Origin of the sequence: Desulfosporosinus sp. FKA (assembly GCF_002196785.1) — a bacterium.
Lineage (GTDB): Bacteria > Bacillota > Desulfitobacteriia > Desulfitobacteriales > Desulfitobacteriaceae > Desulfosporosinus > Desulfosporosinus acididurans.
In genome coordinates this window covers 370,890-388,398 of sequence record NZ_NAHZ01000034.1, presented here as the reverse complement: position 1 = coordinate 388,398, position 17,509 = coordinate 370,890, and the positions used below count along the sequence as shown (strand labels likewise).

The 17,509-nt window shown below is 37.9% G+C and carries 12 protein-coding genes and 1 pseudogene; 11 read left to right on the top strand and 2 right to left on the bottom strand.

Annotation, left to right across the window (positions count from 1 at the left end; all coding sequences use genetic code 11):
• The first annotated feature begins 96 nt into the window (after nt 1-96).
• From B5771_RS23050 to B5771_RS23035, 4 genes and pseudogenes are all read left to right on the top strand, one after another.
• Entirely contained in the window at nt 97-435 is a 339-nt protein-coding gene (locus tag B5771_RS23050; RefSeq protein WP_088189606.1) for a P-II family nitrogen regulator, read from the top strand.
• A 171-nt stretch (nt 436-606) separates the two neighbouring features.
• Nucleotides 607-1,695 carry a dipeptide epimerase gene (locus tag B5771_RS23045; RefSeq protein WP_088189605.1) on the top strand — a complete coding sequence of 363 codons (1,089 nt, stop codon included), beginning with the start codon at nt 607-609 and terminating at the stop codon, nt 1,693-1,695.
• A 233-nt stretch (nt 1,696-1,928) separates the two neighbouring features.
• Nucleotides 1,929-2,302, top strand: a pseudogene (locus tag B5771_RS23040) (DUF2500 domain-containing protein).
• 170 nt (nt 2,303-2,472) lie between these two features.
• On the top strand, nt 2,473-2,841 hold the full coding sequence (locus B5771_RS23035; RefSeq protein ID WP_088189604.1) for a hypothetical protein: 369 nt from the start codon (nt 2,473-2,475) through the stop codon (nt 2,839-2,841).
• A 191-nt stretch (nt 2,842-3,032) separates the two neighbouring features.
• On the opposite strand, the gene B5771_RS23030 is transcribed toward B5771_RS23035, so the two are convergent.
• Nucleotides 3,033-3,929, bottom strand: a complete 897-nt coding sequence (locus tag B5771_RS23030; RefSeq protein ID WP_088189736.1) for a phosphatidylserine decarboxylase — start codon at nt 3,927-3,929, stop codon at nt 3,033-3,035.
• Nucleotides 3,930-4,332: 403 nt separating this feature from the next.
• On the opposite strand from B5771_RS23030, the gene B5771_RS23025 reads away from it, so the two are divergent.
• A complete protein-coding gene (locus B5771_RS23025) occupies nt 4,333-5,457 on the top strand; it encodes a trypsin-like peptidase domain-containing protein (RefSeq protein WP_242966958.1) in 1,125 nt (374 codons plus the stop codon).
• A gap of 44 nt (nt 5,458-5,501) precedes the next feature.
• Here the strand turns inward: B5771_RS23025 and B5771_RS23020 are convergent, their stop codons facing one another.
• Nucleotides 5,502-5,738: a hypothetical protein gene (locus B5771_RS23020; protein ID WP_242966944.1), complete on the bottom strand. Its 237-nt coding sequence runs from the start codon at nt 5,736-5,738 to the stop codon at nt 5,502-5,504.
• A 510-nt stretch (nt 5,739-6,248) separates the two neighbouring features.
• Between B5771_RS23020 and B5771_RS23015 the strand changes: the two genes are divergently transcribed.
• From B5771_RS23015 to B5771_RS22990, 6 genes are all read left to right on the top strand, one after another.
• Nucleotides 6,249-6,845 (top strand): TetR/AcrR family transcriptional regulator, encoded by a 597-nt coding sequence (locus B5771_RS23015; protein WP_088189602.1) that lies wholly within the window; start codon nt 6,249-6,251, stop codon nt 6,843-6,845.
• A 30-nt stretch (nt 6,846-6,875) separates the two neighbouring features.
• A complete protein-coding gene (locus B5771_RS23010; protein ID WP_088189601.1) occupies nt 6,876-7,238 on the top strand; it encodes a response regulator in 363 nt (120 codons plus the stop codon).
• A 42-nt stretch (nt 7,239-7,280) separates the two neighbouring features.
• Nucleotides 7,281-10,016: a PAS domain S-box protein gene (locus B5771_RS23005; protein ID WP_088189600.1), complete on the top strand. Its 2,736-nt coding sequence runs from the start codon at nt 7,281-7,283 to the stop codon at nt 10,014-10,016.
• 295 nt (nt 10,017-10,311) lie between these two features.
• The gene (locus B5771_RS23000; RefSeq protein ID WP_088189599.1) at nt 10,312-13,011 is read left to right on the top strand and encodes a PAS domain S-box protein; all 2,700 of its coding nucleotides are present in this window, start codon (nt 10,312-10,314) and stop codon (nt 13,009-13,011) included.
• Between the two features lie 28 nt (nt 13,012-13,039).
• Entirely contained in the window at nt 13,040-15,061 is a 2,022-nt protein-coding gene (locus B5771_RS22995) for an ATP-binding protein (protein WP_088189598.1), read from the top strand.
• Nucleotides 15,062-15,342: 281 nt separating this feature from the next.
• The gene (locus B5771_RS22990) at nt 15,343-17,502 is read left to right on the top strand and encodes a bifunctional diguanylate cyclase/phosphodiesterase (protein WP_088189597.1); all 2,160 of its coding nucleotides are present in this window, start codon (nt 15,343-15,345) and stop codon (nt 17,500-17,502) included.
• Nucleotides 17,503-17,509 lie beyond the last annotated feature (7 nt).

Sequence of the window (17,509 nt, the reverse complement as noted above, 5' to 3'; positions counted from 1 at the left end):
TCTCTCCGAGCACCTTTTAATTTTGAGTAAAACATGATCAATAAAGGATTCGGCACTAAACTTGCGTGAAATTAAGAAAAGTTAGAGGTAATAACGGTGAAAAAAATAGAGGCAATAATTCGGCCCGAGAAACTCGATGATGTAAAAGAAGCACTCAGTAAAAATTGGATTAATCGCCTAACGAATAGTCATGTTTTTGGAAGTGGGAAGCAACAAGGGTATATTAAAGTTTACAGGAATGTAGAGTTTGACGCTTATTTTATTCCAAAAATGAAAGTTGAGATTGTCGTCAAAGACGAAGAGGTTGAAAAGGTTGTGAAAATAATTACTGAAATGAGCAGAACAGGTATGATTGGTGATGGCAAGATATTAATAGCCACTGTTGAAGATGCTGTGGGAATCAGAACTGGCGGCAGTGGAGAAAGAGGACTATGATGATATCAGGTAAGATTCATAGTCGAGGAAATTATTTTAATTGGTCAGATACTAGTAAAATGCATAAGGGTAAGAACCTTAAGGAGGATAAATCAATTAATAAGCGAAACCTTATAAAATAGAGTCGGTAGAGTCTCTTAGACTCCAAATTCCTGGACGGAGGCACCAATGATGAAAATTACAGATATCAAGATTGGCCATATCTCTATTCCTTTGAAAAGACCTTTTAAAACTGCTTTAAGAGAGGTAAATAGTGTAGAAGATGTTGTTGTAAAAGTAATAACCGATACAGGGCATATAGGTTATGGAGAAGCACCGCCAACGGGAGTGATAACAGGGGATACTACGGGAGCGATCATTGGAGCTATAGAAGATCATATAAAGAAACATTTAATTGGCTTGGATATTAATAATTTTGAAGAGATTATGCTTAAATTGGATAAAGCCATAGTGAAAAATACCAGTGCCAAAGCAGCAGTAGATATTGCGCTCTATGATCTTTATGGACAATTGTATAATGCTCCTCTTTACAAACTTCTAGGTGGCTATCGAAAAGAAATTACTACAGATATTACGATCAGTGTCAATACTCCGGAAGAAATGGCAGAGGATAGCAAGGCAGCTATTGAGGAAGGCTATAAAACCTTAAAAATTAAAGTGGGGAAAAATGCAGATTTGGATATCCAACGGATGAAGGCAATCCGTGAAGCAGCAGGATTTGCTGTAAATCTTAGAATTGATGCGAATCAAGGGTGGGGTGCAAAAGAGGCGATATATACATTAAGGAAGATGGAAGATGCAGGGTTGAATATTGAGTTGGTGGAACAACCTGTGCCTGCTCATGATTTTGAAGGACTTAAACTTGTTACAGATCATGTATCTATTCCTGTACTTGCAGATGAAAGCGTATTTTCCCCGATGGATGCTTTAAAAATAATTCAAATGCGCGCGGCAGATCTCATCAATATTAAATTAATGAAAACAGGAGGTATTCATAATGCCTTAAAGATTTGTTCATTAGCTGAAATGTACGGAGTAGAATGTATGATTGGTTGTATGTTAGAAAGCAAAATAAGTGTTACAGCTGCGGTACATTTAGCATTGGCAAAACGTATTATTACCAAAGTTGATCTTGATGGTCCTGTTTTATGCAAAGAGGACCCTATAGAGGGTGGTGCAATCTTTAAAAACCATCAAATAACTATAGGAGATGCACCTGGTCTTGGATTTAGAACAATTCGCGGAGTCGTTTATCATTAGAATTTATATCATCTTCACATATTATGTCCGATCTCGTTTATTCAGTTTTTAAGGCCCCCACTTCTATAAGTCCCCATCCGAAGCCCCGATGTTCAGCATTAGCTGAACGAGTTCACTAACCTAAAAGATAATCTGGGGGATTTTGAAATTTGCTTAATTCAATCGGATTAGTGACCTTATAAACAACATATTTCAATTAGGCTATGTTTAGAGGCAGAGGTGTTAACGTGTTTATGTTTCACAGTCCCCCAGACATAATGTTTTCGGTAATTCCAATTATATTCTTTGTAATTTTTTTCTTGGTCTTAGGCACCATAATTTTTGGCATCATAAAAAGTATTGGACAGTGGAGATATAATAATTCACAACCGAAATTAACTGTCTCGGCAAAAGTTACTTCGAAGAGAACTCATACATCAAGCAGTATTCAACATCATATTATATAACCTTTGAAGTCGAAAGCGGAGATCGGATGGAATTTAGAGTTGATGGTCGTGAATACGGATTAATAGCAGATAATGACCTTGGAAAACTTTGTTTTCAAGGAACAAGATTTTTAAGTTTTGTCAGGTATAAATCTTCTCCTGCAGATGGGGATTCGAAATAAAGAGGTTCATGAGAAAAGAAGAACATTATTTCCTCTGTACTATATTTCAATATTGTGATAATCTTGACTTGTATGAATTATTAGTATATGTTGGAAAGTGGTTGGCTTAGTAGTACAAAAAATAATTCTCAGTGGCTAACGCACAATAGCACTTATGGGGAAGGTGTAAAATGAAACAACGAATTAGTACTGATCAAATCCAACAACTGACTGCGCAACAGCGAGACAAACTAAAAGAATGGTGGATGCCATCATTTGGGGATTTATTTGTTTTTGAAGACTATTGTGATGAGAATTTATTCGATACAGAAGATGAGATCAACATAAATTTTTTTAATGCGAAAATTAAACCATTCAGTCTTCCGTTACTGTCAGTGGGGCAATGTTTGAGTTTATTAGCGCCCTATAATCCTAAACTTAACCTTGAAAGTAATGGTTTGTGGCATCTGGAGATACAAGTAAAAAATGATCAAAAAATATATATGGAAAAAGACCCTATTGATGTACTTTTTCAAGCTGTAAAATTAGTTATTTCCTAAAAAAGTATAGAGACGGTTTTCTTGTAAAATTAAGTAGAAAATTGTTTAACAAATTCTTCATATTCGTTTATAGAAGCCTCGGTGGATAAAGTTTATAATGAATTATATGAATTCGTTGGTTACGATTGCGTAACAGCGTCTTTCATTTCCTCTCCCTCTTCTCCCCCCTCCTCTCGAGGGGGATTTTTTTACTATCTTTCGATATTGCTTTTTCCTATTTTCTCTCCTAGCAAAACGTAACATTCATACCCCAGACTAGTTTGCCTAAGGATATCCTCGTCGATGTTAACTTTATTCGCTTCAAAAAAAAGAATTACTGTGGAACCGCCAAATTTGAAATAGCCTTTTTCATCACCCCGGTTTATGGGTTTCTGAGGGGGATAGGTTTGGACAATTGAACCTACGCAGGTTGCTCCAACTTCTACATATAATACATCGCCGAAATTATTTGAATGGAAGATAGTCCATTCTCTTTTATTTTCGCAAAAAAGTTTCTTAACTTTTTGAAGAGCAATTGGATTAACCGAGTAATAAGATCCTTTAATTTTTGTGGATTTTTCACAAATCCCACTGTCTATAAAATGAAACCGGTGATAATCAGTAGGGCAAAGCCTTAAAATTAAACAGGTTCCATTATTGAACTTCTCAGCGATGTGATCATCATGAATCAATTCTTTAAGACTATAGGTAAAGCCCTTAACCTGAACCAACCTATTTAAGTCTATGTTGTCATAAGCGTAAAGTCTCCCGTCTCCGAAGGAAATCAGCGATAGGTTATTTGTATCGATTGGGCGAGCCTGAGAATTTAATTTACGATAAAAGAAGTCATTAAACGATGAAAAATCGTTAAGTTTTTTTTCGGTTTGAGTCAAATCTATATTGAAATTGGTAACAAAAGTATTAATTTTCTTCCTGCTCATTCTCCTGTTCAAATACCAGCCATAGAGGCTTGAACATAGTCTCCTTTTTATAATAAGTTCTAAGAGACTCATACCGATAGGAGATGAGTAGGTCCAATTTAAAACGTTTTCGCCGGCTACTTTTTCTATCTCATAAGATTTATTGGTTCGATTATAATACTTAATCAAATGCATCAACTCACATTCAAGTTTTTGGGAACCGTGGTTTGCGAAGGGTCGACATCGTAGTATTCATTTTCAATATCATTATAACTATACAATTTAATAAAGCAAGAAAAGTACTAGGGCGCCTTATATTTAAAAATAAGTAAGATTTCGAAAAAAAAATAAAAAAATCTTCAAGATTTTTTCACAAATGTCAGGAATTTTTTTTGTAAAATCATTGCTATAGACGAGGGATAACTTAGTTAAGAACGAAGTTGTCTCTGAATCTCATCAAAATACTTATTACTATATCAAAGAATGGAGGTTATTAAGAATGAGTTATTATGACAATGACAAATTCAATCAACCCAGCTATTCTAACTCTTTACTTACCCCAAAACGTTCCCGTTTCCTTTCCCCGATTATTATGTGTTTAGTCAGTGCAATGGTAGGGGGACTATTGTCAATTGGCATCGCTCCATCTTTATACGTAAACCGGCCGTCATACCAAACAACGGCGCCTCAAATTTCGAACAAAGCGGCTTCAAAAGCTGTAAAGATGGATTATAACTATAATCAATCATCTTTTCCGGTGGTACAAATTGCCAAGGATGTCGGGCCGGCAGTTGTTAATATCGCTAACTTTCAGAGCAACAACGGGAATGGCATATTTACTTGGGGAACTGATAATTCTGGAATCGGTGGAAATGGCTTAGTTGAAACGGGAAGCGGATCTGGATTTATCATTGACGCTAAAAATGGATATATTGTAACAAACAACCATGTTATTGATGGAGCTAAAAAATTAGTTGTAAGTTTGTCCGATGGCAGGAATGTTGATGCCAAAGTAATAGGGGCAGACACACGTACAGACCTAGCTGTCATAAAAATTAGTGATACCAATAACTTAACAGCTGCAGCCATTGGGGATTCTTCAAAGCTCCAGGTCGGCGAACCGGTAGTGGCAATCGGCAACCCCGGAGGTGAACAATTCGCCGGTTCTGTAACTACCGGAGTAGTGTCTGCGACTAATCGAATTTTAGATATTCAAGGTGAATCAAGCTTTAACTTGATTCAGACAGATGCAGCAATTAACCCAGGGAATAGCGGAGGACCTTTAGTAAATTATCTTGGTCAAGTCATTGGAATCAATTCTGCAAAATATGCTCAATCCGGATTTGAAGGAATGGGCTTTGCGATACCAATTACAGATGCAATGCCAACAATCCAGCAATTAATCCAAAAAGGCTATGCCAGTCACGCAGGCTTAAAAGTTCAAATTACCAACCAGTACACTCCAGAATATGCTGCCCAAAGAGGTTGGCCGGCAGGAGCTTATATCACACAAGTTGTCAGCGGCGGTCCGGCAGACAAAGCGGGTCTACAACAGGGTGATATTTTAACCAAGGTTAATGATGTTACTATTTCGGGTTATGCTGAACTTACTCATGAACTATTTAAATATAAGGCCGGTGATAGTGTTAAAATAACTTATTTCCGTAACGGGTCTACAAAAACTGTAACTGTTACGCTAGTAGATATCAAAGATTAGAAATAAGGCGTTCCTCAAGGATATAGAGTCACCAAAGGAACCATTTAAGGCATCCTTAGGTAATTGTCCGCAGCTTCAGTTAACATTTCCTCCCAGGTGGGAAAATTTGTGGTGTTTGCAACAAAGGCATCAATTGTTTTGTCCGGAATTGCATCATAATCTTCCTCTGTTGTTACATTAAATCCACCTGCAGAGAAAAGTTCTTCGATGGATTCAAACTGAGTGTAGAGCTTCATAAATTCAGTTGTAAAGATTTCGCTTAACGTAACAGTGTTTCCCAAATTCCCATGCCCCCAATATAGTTTAAGGTTGATAGTTAGTTTCGTTATTTCGCATTAGGAGTATTATTTGAACTTAACTATAGTTTTTATACTATTACAGTAACGGCCAGGCTACTATTGCCTGGCCGTAAAAATATAGCTATTAGCAAAAGAAATTTTCCTAAAATACTATGCCCATTGCAATTAGTGTAAGAATAGCAATTACGACAATTGCCACACCGACCCCACAAAGTATCATTATATTTGCCCCTCCTTATTACTAATATATAACATAATATTCCTATTCTGGCTTAACGATACAAATTGAGACGGCAAGCAACCACCAGGGAATATTCGGTCGGTTTTCTGAAGTGGTTAGGTAGAAGCAATATTAATGCAAAATGTAGAAGTAACGCTAAAATAGAGAGAATTTTACATACAGATAAAGCAATTGCCAGAATATTGTCGAACGAACACTCATGTGTTAAGATAAATGTAAGTAAATGATTACTCAGAGAAAGAAGAAAAGATGTGTCTGAAAAATTATTGCCAACTAAGGAAAATTTGATTTTGTCCACCATTGCGGTGATTAGTGAATTTGGGCTGCAAAGACTTACCACGAGAGAGGTAGCGAAAAAACAAGGTATTTCTGAATCAGCGATTTTTAAACATTATAAAACTAAAGATGAATTAATACTTGCAGTGCTCAATCATTTTTCCCAATATGACAGGGCCATTGCTGAATCCTTATGGCTTAAAAAACTTGATCCCATCCAAGCCATTATATTTTTTATAGAATCCTATGTTACATATTATGAGAATTATCCGGAAATAACAGCGATTACTCTTTCGTATGAAGCTTTATCTCGTGAAGCAAAATTGGCTGACGTCGTTTATAGGATTTTCGCGGATAGATTAAATATAATTCGATCATTAATTAATGACGCTAAGCGGCAAAAGGAAATTGACACTGAAGTTGATTCAAATGGTTTAGCAGACCTTATTATGGGATTAGAACGGGTAGCTATTCTGCGCTGGCGGTTGGAAAACTATAATTTTTCCTTAAAAGATTATACGTTGAAAACCTTAAAGCAAACATTAAATGTTTTCCAAAAAAATAAGAATTGATCATTTTAAGTAAATAGAGGAGCGGGTACGATGAAAAAATTACTTATCGTTGATGACGCGGCTTTTATGCGACTTTCTATTAAAAGTATGTTGCAAAAATCTCAAATTGAAGTCGTTGGTGAAGCGGCCAATGGGGCAATTGCTGTTGAAATGTATAAGGAATTACGTCCTGATATAGTGACTATGGATATTACGATGCCTGAGATGACGGGAATTGAGGCTTTGAAAGAAATTCGAGCTTTTGACCCTCAAGCCCTGGTCATTATGATTTCCTCCATGGGACAAGAGAGTAAGGTTAAAGAAGCTATCGTTAACGGTGCCAAAACCTTTATCGTTAAACCATTTACAGAAGAATTTCTACTGCAGACACTTAGCAAAGCCCTAGGTATTTAGCAGCGGGGCTGGTTATCGCATTTTACTTCAGGGGGTACTGGTATGACCGGGAACCGGAAGAGTATGACAGAGTTTAGTGATTTCGAAATAATTTTTGATACTAGTCCCATAGGTATGTTTTTGCTCAACGAAAGCTCAAAGGTTGAAAAAATAAATGATGCTGCCATTAATTATCTTAATCTTAATCCTGAGAGTGTTTTTGGCAAGCCTTTGGGAGACGGGATTTGTTGTCAGGGCAGTTTTGAAACCCCTTTGGGATGTGGTTTTGGGCAGCAATGTCCCTCGTGCAAATTACGCTTGGCTGTAGATTCTGCTATGAAGGCAGGGAAAGTAACAACACGCCTTGAGTACAGCAAGATACTGATTGGCGAGGAAGAAAAGAAGAGATCTTGGTTTGAGGCAAGCATTACTCCAATAACGGTTCATGGCAAACGGAAAGTGGCAGTTATGCTCAACGATATCACAGATAGAAGATTAGTTGAGGTTTCAGCGAAAAAATATCAAGTTCTTTTAGAAAACGCCCGTGATATTATTCTTATTATCGATATGGAAGGGAATATCTTAGAAGCTAATAAAGCAGCAGTACTTGCCTATGGCTATGCTAAAAGAGAATTGGTAAGTCTCAAGATATTTAATCTTCGCGACACAGACGATTGGAAATCGAAGCCGATAAATGAGGTCGGGGAACAGGGAATTTTATTCGAGACTAATCATTTGCGAAAAGATGGAAGCAGATTTCCTGTTGAGGTTAGCGCATATATTACAATGATTGAGGATCGACAGGTTTTAGTTAATTTTATCCGGGATATATCAGAACGAAAAAGGGCTGAGATTGAATTATTCAAAAGTGAAAAGAGCCAAAGAGTCTTGTATGAACGCTATCGTTCGCTAATTATGAATATGCCGGATAGCTTTGCTTATAATAAAGTTATCTTCGATAAAGCGGGGAACCCCATAGACTATGAGGTTCTAGAAATTAACGAAGCTTATGAAAAAATTTTTAATGTATCACGTCAAAAAATTATCGGCAAAAAGTATTCGGAACTTTTTTCCGGCGATGATCAAGAATTCTTTAGGCAAAGGATGGCGGAATACGGAGAGGTTGCTTCATCAGGAATTGAGCTCAATTCGCCGATTTACTATTCCAAGTGGAGTAAGCGTTGGTTTTCTGTAAAGCTGTATAGCCCTGAGCCTGGTTATTTTGTCTCTATTCTAACGGATATGACTGAACGTATAAATGCAGAACATGAATTAAATCTTGCTAAAGAAAATGCTGAGGCTGCCAATCAGGCGAAAAGCGAATTTCTAGCCAATATGAGTCACGAAATCCGCACCCCAATTAATGGGATGATAGGGATGATCGATTTAACCTTAATGACTACGATGAGTTCTAAGCAAAGAGAAAATTTGGAGATTGCTAAAACCTGTGCTGGTTCTCTACTGAAAATAATTAATGATATTTTAGATTTTTCGAAAATTGAAGCCGGAAAATTGGTCATTGAAAATATAAGATTTGATCTCCAGGAACTTCTGAATTCAATTATCAAATCACACTTGCCTATGGCTAGGAAAAAGAATTTAAAGTTAGATTACCGCTGCTTTTCCTCTCTGCCCCCAAATTTGTACGGTGATCCAAATCGGCTTATGCAAGTGTTAAATAATCTCTTAAATAATGCTCTAAAATTCACAGATCTTGGAGAAGTTATCCTGACAGTCAGAGAGCTTAGCAAAACTAACGAGACTGTCGAAGTGAGGTTCTCAATTTCCGATACGGGTATCGGAATATCTGAGCACGAACAGGCAAAGCTCTTTAAAAATTTTAGTCAAGTGGACGGTTCTATTCGACGAAAGCATGGTGGTACGGGGCTGGGATTGGCGATCTCCAAGAAATTGGTACAAATAATGGGAGGAGATATAAAGCTAGAAAGCAAGAAAGGAAAAGGAAGTACCTTTAGCTTCAGTATAAAATTTGGCGCCAAAGGAGAATTAAACGATCCCGCGTCAAATGAGATTATGTCTATCTGCGATGCTGTGAAACCTCTTAGATTTCTAATCGTTGAAGATGATAGCGTTAATCTAATGGTCTTGACTTTAATGCTTAAAGAAAAAGGACATTATGTTGAGGCTGCCACAAATGGGGCGGAAGCTCTTGAATGCCATGCTCGGAATCAGTATGATGCGATTTTTATGGATATTCAAATGCCCGTTATGGATGGAATCGAGGCGACTAAGGAAATCAGATCAAGAGAAGGTGATAATCAGCATACTCCTATCATTGCTTTAACTGCCTACGCTCTTGTTGGAGATCGGGAGAAATTCCTGTCTTATGGATTAGATGAATATATTCCTAAACCCATTAAGATTGACGAGTTATTTCGGGTTTTAAATTCAGTAGTAAAGCGTGACCAGGGAAAAATTCGATCTAATGAGGCAGAGCTTGAAATCGAGATTAGTGAAGAGGGAAAACTCATAAACTTCAAACCAGAGACATTTATCAGATGTGAGGATGACCTATTAGTAATTCGGGAAATTTCCGGTCATATTAAAGACCTTGAAACAGCCATAGCCTTACATGACTTACCGCTTATAGAACAAGCTGCACACAAAATTAAAACCAGCTCTGAAAAGCTCGAAGCGGATAACCTTAAAACCCTAGCCTTCAAAATTGAGCTAGCAGCAAGGCGGGAGAATTTTGAGGGAGCAGTTAAAAATGCCGAGATGGCGAAAATTGCCTTTAAGACTATCCGATACAGTGGAGAGTTAGGCTGGGAAAGATAAACGAACAGTTAAAAAAGAGCGCGTTGAATATAGCCAAACTAAACGATATTTACAACGGATTTTAGCAAAATCCGTTGTTTTTTTGTGAATTATTAAAGGAATAAGGAAGATAGTGTAGAATAATAAAGAATTGTAGATTAAATTAAAATAATAATAACTTAAATTTGTGGCGAATATTAATACGAGTTCACTCAAAAATGTCTAACTATTATGAATTATCCTTCCCGCACTTATTTTTAATATAAAGGGCTTAGTATTACCAAATTCATTTTCTGGAAAAGGAGAACTTCATTATATGAATGGCATTGATGCAAATACCTTAAACTATGATTCTCTGTATAACAGTCTATTTAGAAATAGTCATTCGATTATGTTTTTAGTTGATTGGAAAACAGGAAATTTTATTGATGCTAACGATGCCGCATGTAATTTTTACGGTTATTGTTTGCGTGAGTTTTTGGCCATGCATATTGGTCAAATAAATACACTAACTATCGAAGAAGTTTTAGGCGAAATGCAAGAGGCTAATCGTAAGAAGAAAGGCAAGTTTCGATTTAAGCATCGATTAAAGAATGGGGAGTTTCGACATGTGGAAGTTTATAGCGGCCCCATTTCTTTAAATAATAAAAATTTACTCTATTCCATTGTTCATGATATTACCGAGCAAGTAAAGGCTGAGGAAGAAATCATCAAGCTTAATAAAACGCTGGAAAATACAGTGCTTGAAAGAACGCGGGAGCTACAAGAAACCAATGGCATGCTTGAAGAAACAAATATCAGTTTAGAAGAGGAAATCTCTGAAAGAATGAAAGTTGAGGAAGCCTTGCATCAATCTATGCAGGAAATCCGAGATCTCTATGAAAATGCACCCTGTGGCTATCACTCTTTAGATAGGAATGGGAAGATCATTCGAATTAATGATACGGAGTTAAAATGGCTGGGCTACACTAGAGAAGAAGTTATCGGCCAAAAATATAGTGATTTTATCACACCCGAGAGCAAGCTGATTTTCGAAATGAACTATCCCGAATATATTAAGCGGGGCTGGGTCAAAGATTTAGAATTTATACTTATTCGTAAAGATAATTCATTGTTTCCTGTTTTAGTAAGCGGCTCCGCCGTCTGCGATCAACATGGAACTTACCTTATGAGTCGTTCTAGTGTCTATGACATTTCCCAAAGGAAAGAAGCTGAGAATAAACTCAAGCAATTAAACAGTGAACTCGAAGAAATCGTAGCCTACAGAACCTATAGTCTCGAAGAAACGAATGCAATTTTGGAGGAGGAAATCGCTGAACGAACCAGGATTGAAAATGATCTGGCCAACAAGAACCAGATTATGGATACGCTCTTAAACAATTTAAATGTTGGTGTATTAATGATTGAGATTTCGTCTGGGAAAACAATTTTTACGAATAAACGAGCGAAACAATTATTAGGCTGCGACTTAGATAATATCCGTATTGAAGAGTTATTGGATGACTATTCGGTTTATAAATCTAATACGAATGAACCTTACCCTAGAGAAGAAATGCCGATAATCGGGGGGATGCGGGGAGAACGGCGGCATGTCGATGATATGGTAATTGTTCGACCGGATGGGAGAAGTATGTTGCTGGAGGTTTTTGGAACGCCCGTAGCCAACACCGCCGGACAAATAGTAGCCAGTCTCGTGAGTTTTGAGGACATTACGCATCGGAAGCAAGCTGAGGATTCTATTCGAAACCTCAACGCGCAGCTGCTTACAACGAATGCCAGACTGGAAGAGACAAATACTTTGCTGGAAGAAGAAATTCAGGAACATTATGAGGTTGAAGCTCAGTTGCTTAAGGCAAAAGAAGAAGCTGATTCTGCGAACAAAGCCAAAAGCCAATTTCTTGCCAATATGAGTCATGAAATAAGAACGCCTATGAATGGGATCATAGGGATGACAGACTTACTGAAATTTACGAACTTGACGGATGAACAGAAACATATGCTGGCAACGATAAGGTCATCTTCAACCTTGTTGCTTAATATTATTAACGATATCCTTGATCTATCAAAAATTGATGCTGGAAAGGTTGAACTCTGCCCTGAATATGTCGATGTCAAGAACTTAATCCAAAATAAATTCAATTTGCTGAGAGCGGTTTCCAAGACCAAGGGACTGGATTTTGAAGTCAGCCTTGGAGAGAATGTACCAAAAGAAATAATTGTGGATAAGACTAGGCTGATCCAGGTTATTAACAACCTTTTAGGAAATGCCATTAAGTTTACAGAAACAGGGAAGATCAGTCTTTCCTTTAAGATGATTAAATCGATCAAGAATAAAGTCCTTTTGATGATCTCTGTTTCAGATACGGGGATTGGAATAAAGGAAGAAGATATACCGAAACTCTTTAATTATTTTACCCAGCTAGACACGTCTTTTTCCAAACGTTTTCAAGGGACAGGCCTTGGCCTTGCAATATCTAAACGATTGGTCGAGCTTATGGGGGGAGAGATCTTTGTTGAGAGTAATTTCGGCAAAGGAAGTACTTTTTATTTTACTTGCTTAGTCGAGGTACCTGAACATCAATCAAAGTTTGATATCATTTGCGATAAATCAATTGAAGAAAAATCAATGCTGCCCTTAAATATTCTTTTGGTTGAAGATGATTTTGTCAGTCAGTTAATTATTAAACAAATAAGCAAATTAAAAGGCTGGCATTTAACAGTGGCTTCAAATGGCATAGAAGCTATAGAATTCTATGAAAGCAATAGCTTTGATTTGATTTTAATGGATATTCAGATGCCGCGAATGAGCGGATATGAGGTCACTAAGGCTATCAGAAAAAGAGAATCAATAACAGCGGATCATACTCCCATCATAGCAACTACAGCTTATGCCATGAGCAGTGACAAAGAAAAGTGCTTAAGCATGGGAATGGACGATTATATCAGTAAACCTATCGATATCCGGAAACTTTCTACAATGATCAAAAAGCATACACGATTGGAAAATGATTTATAATTGATTAACAAACACGGAAGTGAAAAAAATGTTAAGAACTGATGGAGATAGAGTACCCCATAAGTGTAGACTCACCCCTGTTGAAATTAATACCCAAGTTGTCAGAAGAATGGGCAAAGACAGGAGTATTGCTATTTTCAGGGATATAAGTGGCCGTTTGCAAGCTGAAAGCGTTATTATAACCCAACAGAAATTGTCCGAACTTGCCCTGCGTGAGAGTGAACATAAATATAGGTCTCTATTTATGAACATGACAAGTTCTTTTGCCTATTGTGAAGCAATTTGGGATAAGAATGGCGATCTTGAAGATTACCAATTCAGAGAAGTTAATGATCACTATGCTCGGCTAATAGGCAGAGATAGAACTGAACTCATTGGAACAAGATTTTCGGAAGTAAACAACATGAATCATCATGATCAAAAACTTTTGCTGAAACAAATTAGTGATTTTCTTAAATCAGGCGAGTCAAAGTACGAAGGTGAGTTCTTCAATGAAAAATCAAAACATTGGTATTATAGGTCCCTTTATTGCATAGGCAGCGAATGCTTTGCAGCAATTATTACAGATATCACCAAACCTAAAAAATATGAAATTGAGCTCAGGGAGGCCAAGGAGGAAGCGGAAAAGGCCAGTGTGGCTAAAAGTGAGTTTTTAGCAAATATGAGCCATGAAATCAGGACTCCCCTTAACGGTACGGTAGGTATGATTGATTTAGTTCTTCAATCACCTCTGACTCCAGAGCAGTATGACTGTTTGGAAGTTGCTAAGAGCTGTGCCTATTCCCTCTTAAACATCATCAATGATATTTTAGATTTTTCCAAAATGGAGGCAGGTAAAATGCAGACTGAAAGCATTGACTTTAACCTCAAAACACTTTTGGAAGAACTAGTTAAAGCACATAATCCCAGTGCCGTAGGCAAAGGTTTGGAGTTAACCAGTTCGATTTCTCCCTCTATACCAACGTATTTGAAAGGAGATCCCAATCGGCTTAGGCAAATCCTTAATAATTTAATTAGCAATGCTATAAAATTTACATCTCAGGGACATGTGACTGTCCAAGTTCGTGACACCAAAGCTGCGGATATATTGAAAACGAGATACGCGTTGGAATTTTCCGTTTCCGACAGCGGAGTCGGGATAGCAGAAGACGAAATGGAAAGGTTGTTTAAGAGCTTTAGTCAAGTAGACAGTTCCCATACTCGAAAATATGGCGGTACAGGTCTGGGGCTAATTATTTCCAAGCAATTAACGGAGTTAATGGGAGGAAGAATGTGGGTTGAAAGTCGAAAAGGAGAAGGAAGCACGTTCTTCTTTACCCTTGAGTTTCCCTTGGGGCAGAGCACTGATGAACAACAATTGTCGGCGAAGAAAATTACAAAGGGACAATACCCCTTAAATATCCTTCTGGTAGAAGACAACTTAGTAAACCAGGATGTTCTCACGAAGATGCTGCAGATGGGAAGCCACAACGTTCATAAAGTCTGTAATGGCTTGGAAGCTTTAGAGGTTCTCAAACAACAGGAATTTGACGTTATACTCATGGATATCTATATGCCTGAAATGAATGGAATTGACACGACAAAGCTAATACGAGAAAGAGAAAAAAAATATAACCTAAAATATACACCGGTAATTGCGCTGACGGCTTACGCCTTGCAAGGAGACAGAGAGCGTTTTCTTGCTCAGGGTATGGATGAATATCTATCTAAACCGGTCTTGATGGAAGACTTATTGGATGCTGTTCAGAACGTTACCAATACTGCTGCACCCAAAGTGGCTAAATTTCCGGGTGATATGCAGGGAATACGGATTTCCAGCCAATTAGTGGCTTTAATCACTCAGTTACTAGATTTAATAGCCAATAACGATTTACCAGCTATTGAGAGAACGGCTCACCAATTGAAAAAACTGGCCAATAAACATGACGCAGAAGAGTTAAAGATTTTAGCCTTTAAAGTCGAACTGGCCTCAAGACGAGGCGATTTGCAAACGGTTATTGAAACTATTTTAAAACTAAACGAGGAATTTGTGTCTAGACGAATTATTTAATAATAATCAAAATTGCTTAATATCTTTTGAGGTGTTTCCAAATCATAAATGGGTGGTGTCATTCGCAAATCTTGATTTTAATTGCAGAGAAGCTTTCTTGCGGCTAAGGATAAGGACCCGGCCTCTAGAAAGCTTTTTTTTTGTAGAGGAATTTATCCAGTTTTAACATTGAATTAACATTTGATTCATTAGATTTTTACAGAAAGCAATTAAGATGTAAATGAGGATTAATTTCTCGCAAATTCGACAGCATGGTGAATGCCTGAAGAAGGGGTTTTTAGATGTTTGCGTCTAAAGTTAAAGGCTTACCAAAACTATACCAACTACTAAAAGACAATAAAACAATCTGGGTAGTTTATCTTGACATCATTAATTTTCATGAAGTTGAGTTTCGTTATGGTTATAAAATTTGTCAGGAAATTTTGACTGAGATTGAAAATGAGATATATTTCACTCTTAAAAAACAACGTAGTCTTTTCCTGTTCTCACATTTGGAAAGCAGAGGGGGAGATGATTTCGTTGTTTATTTTGTTCCCGGAGAGAACACACATTGGGAAATGTCTGATCTACTTGAACAATGGGTTCTTCCTATGGAAGAACGGTTTAATCGCAGGTTGAGCAAACTTGTGAAAGAAAAGATCCGCTTGCGCACCGGAATTGCCCGGTGTGTAAATATAGACAGCAGAAGTGCTGATTATTTACTTTATGCGGCGGTGAAAGAGGCTTTTCTTCTCAATAAATCCGAACCAGATCCTCAATTTTTCGCCCGGCGCGAAGAGATCACCCATTTAATTGAAGAACCGGAGAAGTACCTGAGAACAGCTTTTCAACCAATCATCGAGACACGAAATGGTGATATTTTTGGTTTTGAAGCACTGACCCGTATACCAGGTTCAATTTGTTTCAGCGATATTTCAGATCTCTTTCCCTTTGCTGAAAAAATAGGTCAACTTTATCCTATAGAAACTCTTTGCCGCCGGCAAGCAATTAAAGCTTATCCCAATGTTTTAAACGATAAAGAATTTCTATTTCTGAACATTAACCCTCAAATCTTGCTTGACCCTGAATTTGCCTCTGGCCAAACGAGAAAATTGCTTAGTGAAATGGGAATTACACCTGCCAATGTTGTGCTTGAAATTACCGAGCGAAGTGCTATTGAAAACTACGCCGCCTTTCGCGATGCCTTAGATCATTATCGCGGTCAGGGCTACTTAATTGCCTTAGATGATTTAGGGGCCGGCTATTCTTCTCTGCAATCCGTCGCCGAACTTCATCCGGACTTCCTCAAAGTTGATCGGTCTTTAATTTCGGGAGTTCACGCTGATCCCACAAAATGGGCTTTACTGGAGACCTTTGTTACCTTTTCCAAGCGTATCGGCTGCAGTATTATCGCCGAAGGGGTTGAAACAGATGAAGAAATGCGAACCGTAGTCCAGCTGGGTGTTGATTATGTCCAAGGTTTTTTTGTCGCCAAACCCGATTTCTTCCGGGGGAGTATTAACCCTGCAGTTAGGGAAATTCTCAATCCTGAGCGCCGTTTTAAATATACGGAAAATAAACCTATCAATTCCATGATAGAACCCTTGCCCCTTTTTGCAACCAATGTCCTTGTCAGTGTTGTAGAAACCTATTTTCGTGACCATCCTCATCAATGGCTCGTTGGGATTACTGAGGATTCGCGAATCGTTGGAGTTATGCAGCGGGATAGACTATTTGCGGCTCTGGGTACCCGTTATGGGGTTCCTCTTTATTTAGAACGTACAGTTCCTATTTTGATGGATACCAATCCGTTGATGGTTGAAGATACTACGCCTTTGGAAGTTGTCTCTAGTCTAGCAATGCAGCGTTCTGATTCCCAGCTTTATGACGGAATTATTGTTGCTAATCAACGAAAGCCCATCGGTATGGTATCTGTAGCAAATCTCATGAAAGCTATGTCAGAGAGACAGATTCAGTTGGCCCAAGGAGCCAATCCCCTGACAGGGTTGCCTGGTAACCTGCGTATTGATCAGGAAATACGGCAGCATATAGAACGGGATCTTACCTTTGGCCTTCTCTACATAGATCTTAATAAATTCAAATACTACAATGATTTATACGGTTTTCAACAGGGCGACTTAGTAATCAAAATGTTAAGCGAGGTCTTGCTGAATGTGAGAGATTCTTTGAACGACGAGACCTTTGTCGGACACATAGGTGGTGATGATTTTATTGCAATCGCTTCCCCAGCAAATCTGGAAATTTTAGCGGCTAATATTATTAAACAATTTGAGCAATCTTGCAAACAGTTACCAGGTCAAGAGAACTTAAGCGTTGCTTTGGCTGGGCTCGTCATTAATACTGCTGAGCAAAATTGGACGCCTTTATTAGTCTCCGAGCGGGCTGCTCGAATTAAAAAAGAAGTAAAGGCTTTAGGAGGCAACTCTTTCATATTGCGCTAAATAATTT